Source organism: Streptomyces sp. NPDC060232 (assembly GCF_042726555.1).
Lineage (GTDB): Bacteria > Actinomycetota > Actinomycetes > Streptomycetales > Streptomycetaceae > Streptomyces.
In genome coordinates, this window is sequence record NZ_JBHXAG010000019.1 from 77,560 (window position 1) to 93,035 (window position 15,476).

14 protein-coding genes are annotated in these 15,476 nt (G+C 73.0%); 4 read left to right on the forward strand and 10 right to left on the reverse strand.

The window, feature by feature from the left end; genetic code table 11:
- Positions 1–21 precede the first annotated feature (21 nt).
- Positions 22–1,386 (reverse strand): nitrate/nitrite transporter, encoded by a 1,365-nt coding sequence (locus ACFWFZ_RS25345; protein WP_387125258.1) that lies wholly within the window; start codon positions 1,384–1,386, stop codon positions 22–24.
- A 26-nt stretch (positions 1,387–1,412) separates the two neighbouring features.
- Positions 1,413–2,063 (reverse strand): GntR family transcriptional regulator, encoded by a 651-nt coding sequence (locus tag ACFWFZ_RS25350; protein ID WP_387125259.1) that lies wholly within the window; start codon positions 2,061–2,063, stop codon positions 1,413–1,415.
- A 196-nt stretch (positions 2,064–2,259) separates the two neighbouring features.
- Between ACFWFZ_RS25350 and ACFWFZ_RS25355 the strand changes: the two genes are divergently transcribed.
- Complete coding sequence (locus ACFWFZ_RS25355) at positions 2,260–3,450, forward strand: DUF418 domain-containing protein (RefSeq protein WP_387125260.1); 1,191 nt, start codon at positions 2,260–2,262, stop codon at positions 3,448–3,450.
- Here the strand turns inward: ACFWFZ_RS25355 and ACFWFZ_RS25360 are convergent.
- The 3 genes from ACFWFZ_RS25360 to ACFWFZ_RS25370 all read right to left on the reverse strand — a co-directional run bounded on the left by ACFWFZ_RS25360 (position 3,422) and on the right by ACFWFZ_RS25370 (position 6,064).
- Positions 3,422–3,745 carry a hypothetical protein gene (locus ACFWFZ_RS25360; RefSeq protein ID WP_387125261.1) on the reverse strand — a complete coding sequence of 108 codons (324 nt, stop codon included), beginning with the start codon at positions 3,743–3,745 and terminating at the stop codon, positions 3,422–3,424. The genes ACFWFZ_RS25355 and ACFWFZ_RS25360 overlap by 29 nt on opposite strands.
- A gap of 15 nt (positions 3,746–3,760) precedes the next feature.
- Positions 3,761–5,632, reverse strand: a complete 1,872-nt coding sequence (locus ACFWFZ_RS25365; RefSeq protein WP_387125262.1) for a C1 family peptidase — start codon at positions 5,630–5,632, stop codon at positions 3,761–3,763.
- A gap of 156 nt (positions 5,633–5,788) precedes the next feature.
- Positions 5,789–6,064 carry a glutaredoxin domain-containing protein gene (locus ACFWFZ_RS25370; RefSeq protein ID WP_387125263.1) on the reverse strand — a complete coding sequence of 92 codons (276 nt, stop codon included), beginning with the start codon at positions 6,062–6,064 and terminating at the stop codon, positions 5,789–5,791.
- Between the two features lie 104 nt (positions 6,065–6,168).
- Between ACFWFZ_RS25370 and ACFWFZ_RS25375 the strand changes: the two genes are divergently transcribed.
- The gene (locus ACFWFZ_RS25375; RefSeq protein ID WP_387125264.1) at positions 6,169–7,374 is read left to right on the forward strand and encodes a DUF1266 domain-containing protein; all 1,206 of its coding nucleotides are present in this window, start codon (positions 6,169–6,171) and stop codon (positions 7,372–7,374) included.
- 74 nt (positions 7,375–7,448) lie between these two features.
- Positions 7,449–7,865 carry a PPOX class F420-dependent oxidoreductase gene (locus ACFWFZ_RS25380; protein WP_387125265.1) on the forward strand — a complete coding sequence of 139 codons (417 nt, stop codon included), beginning with the start codon at positions 7,449–7,451 and terminating at the stop codon, positions 7,863–7,865.
- 74 nt (positions 7,866–7,939) lie between these two features.
- Here the strand turns inward: ACFWFZ_RS25380 and ACFWFZ_RS25385 are convergent, their stop codons facing one another.
- The 4 genes from ACFWFZ_RS25385 to pdhA form a co-directional block, all read right to left on the reverse strand.
- Positions 7,940–8,875 carry a GNAT family N-acetyltransferase gene (locus ACFWFZ_RS25385; RefSeq protein WP_387125266.1) on the reverse strand — a complete coding sequence of 312 codons (936 nt, stop codon included), beginning with the start codon at positions 8,873–8,875 and terminating at the stop codon, positions 7,940–7,942.
- Positions 8,876–8,986: 111 nt separating this feature from the next.
- A complete protein-coding gene (locus ACFWFZ_RS25390; RefSeq protein ID WP_387125267.1) occupies positions 8,987–10,432 on the reverse strand; it encodes a dihydrolipoamide acetyltransferase family protein in 1,446 nt (481 codons plus the stop codon).
- Positions 10,433–10,445: 13 nt separating this feature from the next.
- Positions 10,446–11,426 (reverse strand): alpha-ketoacid dehydrogenase subunit beta, encoded by a 981-nt coding sequence (locus tag ACFWFZ_RS25395; RefSeq protein WP_387125268.1) that lies wholly within the window; start codon positions 11,424–11,426, stop codon positions 10,446–10,448.
- Positions 11,426–12,634: a pyruvate dehydrogenase (acetyl-transferring) E1 component subunit alpha gene (gene pdhA, locus ACFWFZ_RS25400; protein WP_387125269.1), complete on the reverse strand. Its 1,209-nt coding sequence runs from the start codon at positions 12,632–12,634 to the stop codon at positions 11,426–11,428. The genes ACFWFZ_RS25395 and pdhA overlap by 1 nt, the downstream gene beginning before the upstream one ends.
- A gap of 326 nt (positions 12,635–12,960) precedes the next feature.
- Here pdhA and ACFWFZ_RS25405 point away from each other — a divergent pair, with 326 nt between their 5' ends.
- On the forward strand, positions 12,961–13,620 hold the full coding sequence (locus tag ACFWFZ_RS25405; RefSeq protein WP_387125270.1) for a response regulator: 660 nt from the start codon (positions 12,961–12,963) through the stop codon (positions 13,618–13,620).
- 168 nt (positions 13,621–13,788) lie between these two features.
- Here the strand turns inward: ACFWFZ_RS25405 and ACFWFZ_RS25410 are convergent, their stop codons facing one another.
- A complete protein-coding gene (locus ACFWFZ_RS25410) occupies positions 13,789–15,381 on the reverse strand; it encodes a protein kinase (RefSeq protein ID WP_387125271.1) in 1,593 nt (530 codons plus the stop codon).
- Positions 15,382–15,476: the final 95 nt, after the last annotated feature.

A 15,476-nucleotide genomic window follows, 5' to 3' on the forward strand; every position in this document is an offset into this window, starting at 1 on the left:
TGGGTGGCCTGGTGGCACCGCTCAGGCGGTGGAGCGCGGCCGCCGTTCCGTCCCCGGGCCGGACGCCTGGACGGGTGCCTGCGCGGGCGCCTCTACGGGTGCCTGCGCGGGGAGGGTGGCGCGGCCGCGGGCCGCCTCGCGGGCCAGTGCCCTGCGGCGCAGGCGCAGGATCTGGCTGACGCCGAGCGCTTCGAGCACGAAGACCGTCGAGAAGGCGATGCGGTAGTCGTCGCCGGTGGCGTCGAGGAGGACGCCCACCGTCAGCAGGGTCGTCATCGAGGCGATGAAGCCGCCCATGTTGGTGATCCCGGAGGCGGTGCCCTGGCGTTCGGCCGGGTTGGCGGGGCGGGCGAAGTCGAAGCCGATCATCGACGCCGGGCCGCAGCCGCCCAGCACCAGGCACAGGGTGGTCAGCAGCCACATCGGCGCGTGCCCGCCCGGGTGGGCGAGGACCGCGCCCCAGAGCAGGGCCGTGAGGCCGACCGTCCCCAGGGCGAGGGGTATCCGGGAGGACTGGCGGCGGCCGATGATCTGGCCGTAGACCAGCCCGAGCGCCATGTTCGAGGCGACGACCAGCGTGAGCAGTCCGCCCGCGGTGGTCCGCGTCAGCCCCTGCGCCTCGATCAGGAAGGGCATGCCCCACAGCAGCAGGAACACCATCGCGGGGAACTGCGTGGTGAAGTGCACCCACAGGCCGAGCCGGGTTCCGGGCTCGCTCCAGGACTCCCTGATCTGGCGCCGTACGAAGCCCGCCCCGCCGGTCCGCTCGGCCGGCGCCGGCGCCGGCTCGTGGCCCTCCGGGTGGTCGCGCAGGAACAGCACCAGCGGCACCAGCACCACCAGCCCGGCCACCGCGCTGCCCGCGAAGGCCGCGGTCCAGCCGACCCCGTGCAGGACGGGCGCGAGGACGAGGGTGGAGACGAGGTTGCCCGCCATGCCGACCAGCCCGGCCAGCTGCGCCACAAGCGGCCCGCGCCGGGCCGGGAACCAGCGGGTGCCGAGCCGCAGCACGGAGATGAAGGTCATCGCGTCGCCGCAGCCCAGCAGCGCGCGGGCGGCGAGGGCCATCTCGTAGGAGGGGGAGAGCGCGAAGCCGAGCTGCCCGGCGGTGAAGAGCACCGCGCCCAGCGTCAGCACCTTCTTGGTGCCGAGCCGGTCCACCAGCAGGCCGACGGGGACCTGCATGCCCGCGTAGACGAGGAGCTGGAGCAGGGAGAAGGCGGACAGGGCGGAGGCGTTGACGTGGAAGCGGTCCGCCGCTTCGAGACCGGCCACGCCCAGGCTGGTACGGAAGATCACCGCGACGAAGTAGACGGCGACGCCTATGCACCAGACGGCGACGGCCCTCCCGCCGCCCGGCGGGTCCTGCGTCTGCCCGACACCCACAGGCCCGCCGCCCACAGGCCCGCCGCTCACAGGCCCGGTCGCCGCACGAGCGACTCGACCCGGCCGATGTGCCCGCGTACCGCGGTGGCGGCCGCCCCGGCGTCCCCGGCCCGCAGCGCGTCCAGGATCTCGGCGTGCTCGGCCAGCGTCCGCTCCAGCCGGTCGGGGTGCGCGTGCAGCAGGGCCACGCCCATCCGCAGTTGCCGGTCGCGGAGTTGGTCGTAGAGCCGGCACAGGATCTGGTTCCCGGCGCTGCGCACGATCTCGGCGTGGAAGCCCCGGTCCGCCGCCGTCATCGCGGCGAGGTCCCCCGCGGCGGCGTGCCGGCGCTGCTCGTCGAGCAGCGCTTCGAGCCGGTCCAGCAGGCCGGGTGGCGCCGGCACGGCCTTGCCTACGGTGAACTCCTCGACCAGCAGCCGGGTTTCGAGGACGTCGTCGATCTCCTGCGCCGAGACCGGCAGGACCAGGGCGCCCTTCTTCGGGTACAGCTTCAGCAGCCCCTCGGTCTCCAGGCGCAGCAGCGCCTCCCGGACCGGGGTCCGGGACACCCCCACCGCCTCGGCGAGCTCTCCCTCGGTGAGGAGGGTGCCGCCTTCGTAGCGCCGGTCGAGCACACCGTGCTTGACGTGCCGGTAGACGCGGTCGGCGGCGGTCGCGGTGCTGGTGGCGGCAGGCATGCGCACAGCATAGATACAACAGGGGTGCAACACCTGGCCCGTCCGGGATGTGGACCCCGGCAGGGCATCGGCCCGCGGCAGGAGGCGGACCCGGGTGCTCTCCGACCTCGCCCCCGCCCGCCTGCACCGAAGGATGTACCGGGGCTTCGTCCGCCCGCAGGACGTACCCGGCCCCGCGCACCGGGAGCCTGGAGTCATGGCCGACACCCTTGCCCCGGTGGCCCGCACGACCACCCGGCTCCCCCTCCTCGACGTACTGCGCGGCGCCGCGATCCTCGGCACGCTCATGACCAACGTCTGGATCTTCGCCTCCCCCGGCTCGGAGTGGGGTGTGCTCCAGGGCGGACTGAAAGCTCCCGACGCACTCGCCGACCCCTCCGCCGCCACCATCGCCGAGGCCGTCTTCCGCTTCCTCGCGGACGGCAAGTTCCTGGCCCTGCTCACGGTGCTGTTCGGTGTCGGCCTGGCCATCCAGTACGACTCCGCCGCCCGGCGCGGCGAACCGTGGCCCGGCCGCTATCCGAAGCGCGCCGCCTTCCTCTTCGCCGAGGGCACCGTCCACTTCGTCCTCGTCTTCGCCTGGGACGTGCTGATGGGGTACGCCGTGACCGCCCTGCTCGTCGCCTGGCTGCTGGCGCGCTCCGAGAAGGTGCGGCGCGCGGCCATGTGGACGGCCGGCAGTGTGCACGTGGTGCTGCTGGGCCTGCTGACCCTTGACGCGACGGCCCGCCCGGACGGTGCGCCGAAGGCCCTGGACCCGGCCGCCGTCGACCTCTACGCCCACGGGAGCTGGCCGGCGCAGGTCGCCTTCCGCCTGGAGCACTTCCTCGTCCTGCGCATCGAGCCCGTCATCTCCTTCGGGCTGCTGGTACTCCTCTTCCTCCTCGGCGTACGCCTCCACCGCGCCGGCGCCTTCGCCGCCACCGAGGACGGCCGCCGCATCCGGACCCGGCTGGCCGCCTGGGGCCTGGGCCTCGGACTGCCGCTGAACGCCGCGACCGCCCTCGGCGGCGGCGACTTCTACCTTCTGGGCCGCTACGGGGCGGCGCCGCTGCTCGCCCTCGGCTACATCGGCCTGATCGGCATCGCCCTGGACCGGCTGTGGATCCCCGGATCCGCGACCCGCGCCCTCGGCTCCATCGGCCGCACCGCGCTGACCTGCTACGTCGCCCAGAACCTGCTCTGCATGCTGCTCTGCTACGGCATCGGGCTGGGCCTGGCCGACCGGCAGGCCGGCAGCGGCCCCTGGTGGGTGATGGGCCTGTGGGCGGGCGTGAGCCTGACCCTGGCGGCCGGGTCGTGGCTGTGGCTGCGCCGCTTCGACCGCGGCCCGCTGGAGGCCCTGCAGCACGCGGTCCTCAGCCCGCGCCGCCGCTCCCCGGCGTGACCTCCACGTCCAGCACGAACTCGTCGTACGGGACCTCGTGCGGGTAGGGCGGCCGGACCTGCGCGAAGCGGATCCTGGCCCGGCCCCCGCCCGGGGGCCGGGCCCGTACGACGTAGCTCAGCTCCACCGCGGCCCCGGGCGGCGCGCCGCCCAGGGCGGCCGGCCCCGGCGCCACCGACACCGCGTCCGCGTCCCCCGTGACCTGCCAGGTCCACACGTACCCGCGCGCCCCGCGCCCGGTGAGCCGCAGCTCGTAGGGCTCGCCGGGGCTCAGCACGACACTGCGTATCTCCACGCGCGCCCGGTCCTCTCAGACGGGGCCGATCACCGGCCCTTCGTGCCAGCCCGCGCCGTCGCGCCAGTAGTGCTGCAGGCGGCGGTCGGTGCGCAGGACGACGACTTCCAGGTTGAACCCGAAACTGCCCTGGAGCATCCCGGTGACCGCGGCGGCGTCGTGGCCGAAGACCGCGCTGCGCCGCCACGGGGAGCCGCCCGCGTTGCCGCGCCACCAGTGCTCGACCTGTCCGCCGGCCACGGCCACGCACAGCTCGTAGTTCCCGGCGGTGTCCTCGTCGGCGGCCCCGTACTGGCCCTCGATCAGGCAGGGCGCGGAGGTGGCGGGCGTGCCGCTGCCGAAGACCTCCCCGGCCCGCCAGGCGAAGCCGTCGGGGTCGTCGCGCCACCACAGCTGCATGAGGCCGTCGGTGCGGGCGGCGACCAGGTCGAGGTGGCGCGAGCGGGTCTGGAGGAGAGCGGGGCCGTAGTGGGCGATGCCGGAGGCGAAGCGGCCCCCGTCGTTCCAGGTCCAGGGGGCGCCGTTGATCCGCCACCAGTGGTTCAGCCGGCCGTCGGCGGTGCGGACGACCACCTCGAAGTTGCCCGGCTTGCCGTAGTCGCTCTGGATGAACGCCGGGGTGGAGCCGACGGCCGCGTCCCCCGGGCCGAAGGCGCCGCCGTCGCGCCATACCCCGGCGGACTGCTCGTAGTACCAGTGGCGCAGCCGGCCGCCCGTGGTCACGTGCAGGGACTCCATGTTGCGGTTGTAGGTGGTCCCGGTGAAGGCGGGCTGGCCGGAGGCGTCGTGCGCGAAGGTGCCCGCGCGGGCCCACGCGAAGGGCGCGTCGCCCTCGCGCCACCAGTGCTGGAGCCGGCCGCCCGTGGTGGTGGCGAGGAGCTCGAAGTTGCGGTGGGCGCGGCCGTTGCCGCTCTCGTAGACGTTGCCCGTGTGCAGACGGCGCTTGGTCCACGGGTCGGGGTTGGTGCCGCGCAGCCCGCACTTGGCCCAGTGGTCGATGTTGACCTCGCCGTAGGCGATCCGGCCGTAGCCGCCCACGTGGTAGCCGGTGCCCCAGGAGTTCTTGAACAGCCAGCAGCCCGCCGCGTCGTCGTAGCCCACGACCAGCACGCAGTGGCCGCCGGCGAGCCGTTCGCTCGTGCGGTGGTAGACCCCGGAGCCGAGGCCGAAGAAGTCGTCGTAGACGTCGAAGCAGGCGGTCAGCGGGCCGACCGTGTCCAGCCACACCTTCTGCTGCTCGACGTCGCCGAGCCGGACGTAGTCGGTGACCCGCACGGTACGGCCGCACCGGTCCCAGCTCGGCGTGTACTCGGCGCGCCAGGCGTCGCGGCGGGCGGCCGGCAGCCCGGCGGGCGGGGTGCTGTACGGCCAGCAGTCCGGGTCGGCGAGACCGCCGTTCGCCGTGATCCAGTCGAGGGCGGTCTCCGGGTTGCTGCCCTGCCCGCAGCTGAAGCGCAGACCGTCGTGGACGTCGCCCTCGGAACGCTCCGCCCATACGTCGTGCTCGATGCGGGCCATGGACTCCACCAGGCCGACGGCGGCGAAGGCCCAGCAGGAACCGCACGGGTTCTGGTCCTTCACCTTGGTGATCCAGGGCCAGCCCCAGCGGTTGCGCCAGTCCACGGCGGCGGGCCGGGCTTCGAAGACCCGATCCCCGGTCCCGGCGAGCAGCCCGTGCGCGGCGCGGCGGCGGGTCAGGTGCGGATTGCCGCTCGCGTGCCCGACGAGCCCCCGCAGATCGATCGTGCCCGCCTCCGCGGCGGTCGTCAGGTTCGCCCCGGGCTCCAGACCGAGCGAGGGCCGCGGCACCGGCTCGTCGTCGGCCAGGTGCTCCAGGACCGTCCACCGCGCCCCCCGCGCGCTCAGCTGCGCGCGCAGCTCCCCCACCGATTGAACAGACTCCTGCGGCATGGCGGCCCCCCAGCTGCAACCGTTCGGATCCGAGATCCGGGGAGCGTCCCTTGCCCGCCGGGGGCCGTCAAGGGGGTCCGCACGGTCGCGCGGTGGCACGCGGGGGGCATGCGCTCCGCCGGCCCCGGCGGCTCACCCCGCGGCGAGGGCCTCTCTGATCCGGGCCAGTGACGGGTTCACCATCGGGGGGTGGCCGGCGACGACCACCGTGGGGACGGTCTCGTTGCCGTCGGCCACTGCGCGGACGAAGGCCGCCGCCTCGGGGTCCCGCCAGATGTCGACCTTCCGGTAGGGGATCCGCGCCGCCCGGAGCTGCGTGCGGAGCTTGATGCAGAAGACGCATCCCGGCCGCCAGTACAGGGTGACGACCGCGTCCCCGCCGGACCCTGTGAAGCCGAACCGTCCCATGCCACAACCTCCTTGGCCCGCGTCCCACCTGGTCCGACGACAGTACCCGCGGGGAGGCGGAACGGGCCGGCAGTGGCCGGGGAGGGTCCGTATAAGGTCCCCGTATGGGCACCTGGATCGCGCCGAGCGTCATCGAGAGAGAGCTGTACGAGGCCAAGACCGCGGGCGACTGGGCGGCGTACTTCGACGTGCTCGCACGCGCCCAGCTCTACCTCGTGCAGCCCCGCGTGCAGGCCGACGCGCACCCCGACTCGGTCTTCTTCCACCCCACCCCGGACCGCATGCTCGTCGTCCGCACCGCCGGAATGCTGCCCGCGCCCACTCCCGAGACGGTCTTCGAGTCCCGGAGCCTGGGCTGGTTCTCCAAGGTGTGGGCCGCCGACGACCCCGCCTTCCTCGCCGTGAACCCGGGCTCACCCGCCGAGGCGTACCTCACCACCACCCCCGCCGACCTGGCCCGTTGGCGGGCGCACGCGGACGCCGCGCCTTTCTACGGCCTGCCCGCGGGCAAGGTCCACGCCCTCTTCACCGGCGGGCCCCTGCACGGGGACATCGCGCACGGCCTCGCCGTCGGCGCCCATCTGGCGGTCACGAACGGCGAGTTCTGGAACGCCCTCGCCTACCACGGCAGCGGCTACCGGCACGAGCGCCGCCGCGTCGCGAAGAGCTGGGGCATCACCGACCGGGCCGACTGGCTCGCCACCCTCGAAGAGCTCCTGGGCACCTCGGTGGTCAGCCCGGTCTGGGAGTTCGCGCTGCGCGTCCGCCGCGTCCTCGCCTCCGACTTCGCGGGGCCGGTGGACGTGGAGCACTGGCGGCACGCCGCCGAGGCGAGCATGCGCCGCAACGCCGAACGCTCCGCCGAGCCGCAGCTCACCCCCGACGGGGTCACCGTCGCCCGGCCGCGCCCTGCCGCCGAGGTGGAGGGGGAGATAGCCGGCGTCAAGCGGCTCATAGGCCGCATAGCCCGCTACGAACAACGCTTCCGGGCCGACGGACTGCTCCCCGAGGACGGCTGGGTCCGCTCCGTCGAGGCCTGGGACCTCGGCCGCGCCTCCCAGATGGCCCGCTGGGGCATCGGCTGCCGCTACGGCACCCTCCACGAGGCGGAGAAGGCCGTGCTGCGTGCCGGGGAGTCGGCCCGCCAGACGTACCGCTCGTGGGAGGAGTTCTCCGCCGGGTACGTCCTGGGCCGGTGCCTGCACTTCGACGAGGAGGAGTTCGGCACCTGGTACACGGGCGCCCTCGCCGCCCATGGCACGCTGACCACCGACCCCGCCAGCCCCTGGCGCAACATCCCCTGGACGTGACCGACCTCGGGTAGTCGCCGCCCCGGCCGGGAATCCGGCCGCGGCGCGCGGCGCCCGCAACTAGCCTCACCACCATGACTGTTGAGCTGAACGAGACCGTGCGCGGGCTGCTCGACGCCCCGCACCCCGCCGTCCTGTCGACCATCAACCCCGACGGGAGCCCGCAGAGTTCCGTGATCTGGGTGACCCGTGACGGGGACGAGCTGCTGATCTCCACCGAGCAGGGCCGCCGCAAGGAGCGCAACATCGTGCGCGACGGCCGGGTCGGCCTGACCGTCTTCGACCTGGCCAACCCCTTCCTCTACGCCGAGATCCGCGGCACGGCCACCGTCACCGAGGACGTCGGCCGGGCGGTGGCCGTCCGGATCGCCGAGGAGTACATGGGCCCGGGCGCGGGCAAGGAGTACCAGGACGCCCCGCCGGAGGACGTCCGCGTGATCGTCCGCATCACCCCGACCAAGGTCCTCGGCAACGCCGCCCGCCAGGCCTGACCCGCCCCGCAGGCTCCTCCAGCTCCGCCCGCGCGCGCCCACCGGGCGGCAGGCCGCCTCACCGGGTGGCCGGTTCAGCGGGCCGGGTCCTCCAGGACGAGGCGGATCTCGGTGACCTCGTAGCCGGCGCGGTCGAAGGCGGCGGCCATCGGCAGGTTCACGGTGTCCGTGGTCGCGGTGATGCGCTCGGCGCCCTCGGCCGCGTGGAAGCGGGTGATCTCGGCGAGGATCTCGTCGATCAGGCCCCGGCCGCGCTGCTCCGGTACGACGCCCAGGTAGCCGACGTTGCGGTGGTAGGGGGTGGCGGAGGGCACGGCCAGACCCGCGAGGCGGCCGTCGGGCAGGTGGGCCAGGCGCCACCAGGAGCGCTCGCCGGGACAGTCGCGGTAGAAGTCGAAGTCCTCGCGGGCCAGCTGCTCGGCGTCCATCAGCTCCAGTTCGTGCTGCGTGGCCAGGTCGAGGCTGCCCCGGGAGAGCCGGACGAAGGCGTCCAGCATCTCCTCGTCGGTGCCCTCGCGGAAGACGAGCCGGCCGGTGGGCTCCGCCGTCCCGGCCGCCGGCGTCCACTCGTAGCGCAGGCGCTCGATCTCGCGGGTCAGGCCGGTCCGGTTCGCGGCGTCCTGGCGCCAGGCGACCGCCGCGGCCAGCTCCGGGTCGTCGCGCCAGCCGCGGGGCAGGGAGATGTTGTAGCCGGGCCGCTTGCCGAAGGCGGCGTGACCGGCGTCCAGCAGCCCGGCGGCGACCGCGGCGGGGTCGGCGACCCCGGCCCCCACCTGGAGGCAGTCGAGCGCGATCGGCTGCTCGCTGTCGGCCCGGCCCCACCACAGGGCGCGCGCCAGGATCCTGCCGTCCCCGTCCTCGGCGGTCCAGATCCACTCGGGGCGGATCCGGTTCCCGGCGAGTTCCTCGCGGATCTTCTCGGCGGTCAGGGCGGGGACGGGGCCGTCGGCCGGGTGGGCGACGGCACGGTCCAGGTCTGCGGGGTCTGCGGTGGCAGCGCGCAAGAGCATCCGCCGATGATCACACGCGGTCCGTCGGCCGACCAGGCAATTCAGGCCCTGGAACGGCCGACGGCCGGCCTCCTCGGGGGAGACCGGCCGCCGGTTTCGTGCCGTGGTCCGCTACGACCAGGTGATCAGCCGGCGGGGGTGCTCCAGGACCGCCGCGATGTCGGCGAGGAACTTCGAGCCGAGCTCGCCGTCGATGAGGCGGTGGTCGAACGACAGGGCCAGGGTGGTGACCTGACGCGGCTTGACCTTGCCCTTGTGGACCCACGGCTGGAGCTTGATCGCGCCGACCGCGAGGATCGCGGACTCGCCGGGGTTCAGGAGGGGCGTACCGGTGTCGACGCCGAAGACGCCGACGTTGGTGATGGTGATCGTGCCGTTCTGCATGTCGGCCGGGGAGGTCTTGCCGTCGCGGGCCGTGGCGACCAGCGAGGACAGGGACTCCGACAGCTCGCCCAGGGTCTTGGCGTGGGCGTCCTTGATGTTCGGGACGATCAGCCCGCGGGGCGTGGCCGCCGCGATGCCCAGGTTGACGTAGTGCTTGAGCACGATCTCCTGGGCCGCTTCGTCCCAGGACGCGTTGACGTCCGGGTTGCGGCGGATGGCCACCAGGACGGCCTTGGCGATCAGGAGCAGCGGGTTGATCCGCAGACCGGCGAGGTCCGGGTCGTCCTTGAGCTCCTGGACCAGCTTCATCGTGCGGGTCACGTCGAACGTGATGAACTCGGTGACGTGCGGCGCGGTGAAGGCCGAGGCGACCATGGCCTGGGCGCTGACCTTGCGGACGCCCTTGACCGGGATACGGGTCTCCCGCGCCGACGCCTCGGCCGCCGGAGCGGCCACGGCCGCCTCGGCCACCGGGGCCTGGGCCTGCGCCGCGACGGGGGCCGCGGCGGCGGGCACGGCCTGCGGGGTGATCGCCGCGGCGGCCGCCGCGTGGACGTCCTCCCGGGTCACGACGCCGCCGTCACCGGTCGGCACCACCGAGGCCAGGTCGATGCCGAGGTCCTTGGCGAGCTTGCGCACCGGCGGCTTGGCCAGCGGACGCTCACCGGTGGGCTGCGCCGGGACCGCGGGGAGCACCGGCGCGGCCGGGGCCGCGGGGGCGGCGGCCGGGCCGGCCGTGCCGTTCTGCGCGGCCGCGGCCGCCGTGGCCTTGCGCGGGCGGCGCTTGGTGGAGGCGGTGGAGACGCCGTAGCCGACCAGGACGGGCTGGCGGGCCTCGGCGACGGGCTCCTCGGCCGGAGCGGCCGGAGCCGCCGCAGCGGCCTCGGCGACGGGCGCGGCCGCCGTCTGGACCGGCGCCTCGGCGCCGGCGTCACCGGTCTGCACCGAGATGATCACCTGGCCGACGTCGACCGTGGTGCCCTCCTCGAAGAGGAGCGCGTGCACGGTGCCGTCGAAGGGGATCGGCAGCTCGACGGCGGCCTTGGCCGTCTCGACCTCGCAGACGACCTGGCCGTCGGTGACGGTGTCACCGGGCTGGACGTACCACTTGAGGATCTCGGCCTCGGTGAGGCCCTCGCCCACGTCGGGCATCTTGAATTCGCGGATGGTCATGGAACGTGGCTCCTCAGTACGCCAGCGAGCGGTCGACGGCGTCGAGCACCCGGTCCAGGCCCGGCAGGTACTCGTCCTCCAGGCGGGCCGGCGGATACGGGGCGTGGAAGCCTCCCACGCGCAGCACCGGGGCCTCCAGGTGGTAGAAGCACCGCTCCGTGATGCGGGCGGCGATCTCCGAGCCCACGCCGAGGAAGACCGGCGCCTCGTGGACGACCACGAGGCGGCGGGTCCGCTCCACCGACGCCTGGATCCCGTCGAAGTCGACCGGGGACATCGAGCGCAGGTCGAGGACCTCCACCGACTTGCCCTCCTCGGCGGCCGCGGCCGCCGCCTCCAGGCAGACCTTCACCATCGGACCGTAGGCGGCCAGGGTGAGGTCGGAGCCCTCGCGCACCACGCGCGACGTGTGCAGCTCGCCCGGGATGGCCTCGGTGTCGACCTCGCCCTTGTCCCAGTAGCGGCGCTTCGGCTCGAAGAAGATCACCGGGTCGTCGCTGAGGATCGCCTGCTGGAGCATCCAGTAGGCGTCGCTCGCGTTCGACGGGGAGACCACCTTCAGGCCCGCGACGTGCGCGAACAGCGCCTCGGGGGACTCGGAGTGGTGCTCGACCGCGCCGATCGCGCCGCCGTACGGGATGCGCACGACGACCGGCAGCTTGATCTTGCCCAGGGAACGGGCGTGCATCTTCGCGAGCTGCGTGACGATCTGGTCGTACGCCGGGAAGACGAAACCGTCGAACTGGATCTCCACGACCGGCCGGTAGCCGCGCAGGGCCAGGCCGATGGCGGTGCCGACGATGCCCGACTCGGCGAGCGGGGTGTCGATGACCCGCTCCTCACCGAAGTCCTTCTGCAGGCCGTCGGTGATCCGGAAGACACCGCCCAGCTTGCCGACGTCCTCGCCCATGATCAGGACCTTCGGGTCCTGGTCCAGGGCCTTGCGCAGCGACTCGTTGAGCGCCTTCGCGATCGACATCTTCAGGGCAGCCATCAGTGACCCTCCTCGGCCGACTCGAAGGACGCGAGGTAGGCGGCGAACTGCGCGCGCTCCTCGTCGACGAGCGCGTGCCCGTCCGCGTAGACGTTCTCGAAGATCGCCATGGTGTCGGGGTCGGGCATGGCGCGCACGGCCTCGCGGACCCGCTTGCCCATGGCCTCGCTCTCGGCCTCCAGCTCCTCGAAGAACGCCTCGTCGGCGCCGCCGGTGGCCAGCAGGTGGGCCTTCAGGCGCTGGATGGGGTCCTTGGACTCCCAGGCCGCCCGCTCCTCGTCCCGCCGGTACTTCGTCGGGTCGTCGGAGGTGGTGTGCGCGCCCATGCGGTACGTGAACGCCTCGATCAGGGTCGGGCCCTCGCCGCGGCGCGCCCGGTCCAGGGCCCAGCGGGTCACGGCCAGGCAGGCCAGGACGTCGTTGCCGTCGACGCGGACGCCGGGGAAGCCGAAGCCCTGCGCGCGCTGGTAGAGCGGCACGCGCATCTGGCGCTCGGTCGGCTCGGAGATCGCCCACTGGTTGTTCTGGCAGAAGAACACCACGGGGGAGTTGTAGACCGCGGAGAAGTTGAAGGCCTCCATCACGTCGCCCTGGCTGGAGGCGCCGTCGCCGAAGTAGGCGATCACGGCCGCGTCCGCGCCGTCCTTGGCCACGCCCATCGCGTAACCGGTCGCGTGAAGCGTCTGCGAGCCGATGACGATCGTGTAGAGGTGGAAGTTGTTGAGGTTCGGGTCCCAGCCGCCGTGGTTCACGCCGCGGAACATCCCGAGCAGGTTGGTCGGGTCGACCCCGCGGCACCAGGCCACGCCGTGCTCGCGGTAGGTCGGGAAGGCGTAGTCCGCGTCGTTCAGCGCCCGGCCGGAGCCGATCTGCGCGGCTTCCTGGCCGAGGAGCGAGGCCCACAGGCCCAGCTCGCCCTGCCGCTGCAGGGCGGTCGCCTCACTGTCGAAGCGGCGGGTCATGACCATGTCGCGGTACAGGCCGCGCAGGTCCTCGGTGGTGATGTCTGCGACGAAGGATGCGAACTCCGCGTTTTCCGCGTTGTCGACCCGGTCCCCTTGGGGCGTCAGCAGCTGTACGAGCTGAGGTTCAGCGTCCTGCGTCTGCGCGGTGGCAGCGGCGGGCTTGGCGGCGTTCGCCGCTCCTGCCGCCCGCTTGGTGCCGCTGCTGCGTCGCGGCTTGCGCGCGGCAGTGCTCTCCACGGTCACTTGTGCTCCTCCGTCGGTCCGGCACCCGGGTTCTCCGGGGTCCAGTGCGGCTCACCTGCATCCGTAACGAGCGCACGGGGTGGGTGCGCGTCGCGTACGGGATTCAGGCGTGACAGGCGTCCCGGCGAGTGCCCTGCGCAATGCACGTTACCCAGTGCGCCGCATAACTGCGAAACCCCGTTTGACCTGCGTTTTTGCTTGGATTTCCAAGTAAATGCGCAGCGACGGGAACAACCACTGGTCACAGCCTTGCAGGGGCCGGGAACAACGGCACGTTATCCCGGGTAACTCCGGCAGGGAAGGGGTGAGTGTGTGAAACTGACTTCGTGCGCGAAGACGGAAAAATCAAGGTATTCCTCCTGGACGACCACGAAGTGGTCCGTCGGGGCGTCCACGAGCTGCTGTCGGTCGAACAGGACATCGAGATCGTCGGCGAGGCCGGTACGGCCGCCGACGCCCTGGTCCGCATCCCCGCCACCCGCCCCGACGTGGCCGTCCTCGACGTCCGGCTGCCGGACGGCAGCGGGGTGGAGGTGTGCCGCGAGGTGCGCTCCCAGCACGAGGACGTCAAGTGCCTGATGCTGACCTCGTTCGCCGACGACGAGGCCCTCTTCGACGCGATCATGGCCGGCGCCTCGGGCTACGTGCTCAAGGCGATCCGGGGGAACGAGCTGCTCAGCGCCGTGCGTGACGTCGCCGCCGGCAAGTCCCTGCTGGACCCGGTCGCCACCGCCCGCGTACTGGAGCGGCTGCGCGACGGCAAGGGCGGCAGGGGCGACGACCGCCTCGCGGGCCTCACCGAGCAGGAGCGGAAGATCCTCGACCTGATCGGCGAGGGCCTGACCAACCGCGTGATCGGCGAGCGCCTGCACCTGGCCGAAAAGACGATCAAGAACTACGTCTCCAGCCTGCTGTCCAAGCTGGGCATGGAGCGCCGCTCCCAGGCCGCCGCCTACGTGGCCCGGCTCCAGGCGGAGAAGCGGTAATTCGGTTCACCTGAACGGCGCAGGTCGTCGAGTCGGCCGCGGAAGAACCGGAACTCTTTGGTCCGGCTCCGCATTTCGTGGACGGCGAGGTCTTCGACCCGCTCTCTGACCGGCCGTCGTACGGCAACGGGCCCAGCGGAATCAATTCCGCCGGGCCCGTTGCCGTACTCACTCCGCGCTGTCCGGACCCGGCGGCGGCTGGGACTTGGTCGGCGGAGCGGTCACCGGGGCGCTCTTGGTCGGCGTGGCCGTCGCCGTCGCCGTCGCGGACTTCGTCGCCGTCGCGGTCGGCGACTGGGACGCCGACGCCGTGGGCGACTGGCTCGCGGTCTGCGTCCGGGTGCGGGTCGCCGGCGGCGGGGTGTCGTTGTTCGACGGCGTGTTGTCCGCCGTCTGACGCGTGTGCGTGGGGTCGGGCGAGTCGGACGCGCTCGGCTGGGCGCTGGGCGCGGTCTGGCTGGTCCCCGGGGTTTGCTTCTCGCTGCCCTTGGCGCCGCCCACGTTGTTGACGGCGTAGGCCACGCCGCCCGCGATCGCGACGATCGCGAGCAGCGCGAACAGCCACACCTTCCAGCGGCCGCCGCTGCCGCCCCGGTCGTCGTAGACCTCGTAGCCGCCGCTGTGACCGCCCTGGCCGCCGCCGGGGCCGCCGGGGAAGGCCGTGCCGTCGTCCGGGTTCAGCGGCGGCACCATCGGCTGCTGGAACTGCGAGGTCGAGGCGTTGGAGGCGTACCGCTGCCCGCCGCCGCCCCCGCCCACGGGCATGGCCGTGGTGGGGGCGGCGCCGCCGCGTCCGTGCGGCAGCGCCATGCCGACCGGGCCGGTGTTCCAGGTGCCGGTGTTCGGCCCCTGGTCGTGCAGCATCTGGAGCGCGTACTGGACCAGCCCGCGCATCTCCTCGGCGCTCTGGAACCGGTCGTCCGGATCCTTGGCGAGGGAGCGCATGACGAGGCCGTCGAGCTCCTGCGGGATGTGGTGGCCGTCCGGCAGCTGCGAGGGCGGGACGGGCGCGTCCTGGACGTGCTGGTAGACCACGGACAGCGGGGTCTCGCCGGTGAACGGGGGCCGCAGCGCGAGGAGTTCGTACAGCAGGCAGCCGGTCGCGTACAGGTCGGACCGGTGGTCCACGGCCTTGCCGAGGGCCTGTTCGGGCGACAGGTACTGCGGGGTGCCCATGACCATGCCGGTCTGGGTCATCGTCGCCTGCCCGCCGTGCAGGGCGCGGGCGATGCCGAAGTCCATCACCTTGACCGCGCCGGCGTCGGTGATGATGACGTTCGCCGGCTTGATGTCCCGGTGGACGATGCCGTGCTGGTGCGAGTACGCGAGGGCTTCGAGCACGCCCGAGACGATGATGAGCGCCTGCTCGGGGCCCGGGGCCTCGGCGCTGATGAGCAGGTCGCGGATGGTGCGGCCCTCGACCAGCTCCATCACGATGTACGGGACGGTGTTCGGGCCGACCCGGTCCTCGCCCGAGTCGTACACGGCGACGACGGCGTGGTGGTTGAGACCGGCGACGGACTGCGCCTCGCGCGTGAAGCGGGCCTTGGACACCGGGTCCTCGGCCAGGTCGGCGCGCAGCAGCTTCACGGCGACGGTACGGCCCAGGCGCACGTCCTCGGCGGCGAACACCTCCGCCATGCCGCCGCGGCCCAGCCGGTGCGTCAGCCGGTAACGGCCGTCGCCCACCAGGCCACCGTCGCCCCAGTGCTCAGGACCGTCGGTCATCCCGGCGCCGTTTCCCTCGGGTTCGGGTGCCATCAGTCCTCGCCGTCGTATCTCTCGGCCGCCGCTCAGCGGTAGTCCTCTTTTATTGGTGCTCCGGTGAACGCTACAGCCTCCGAACCGGTCACCGT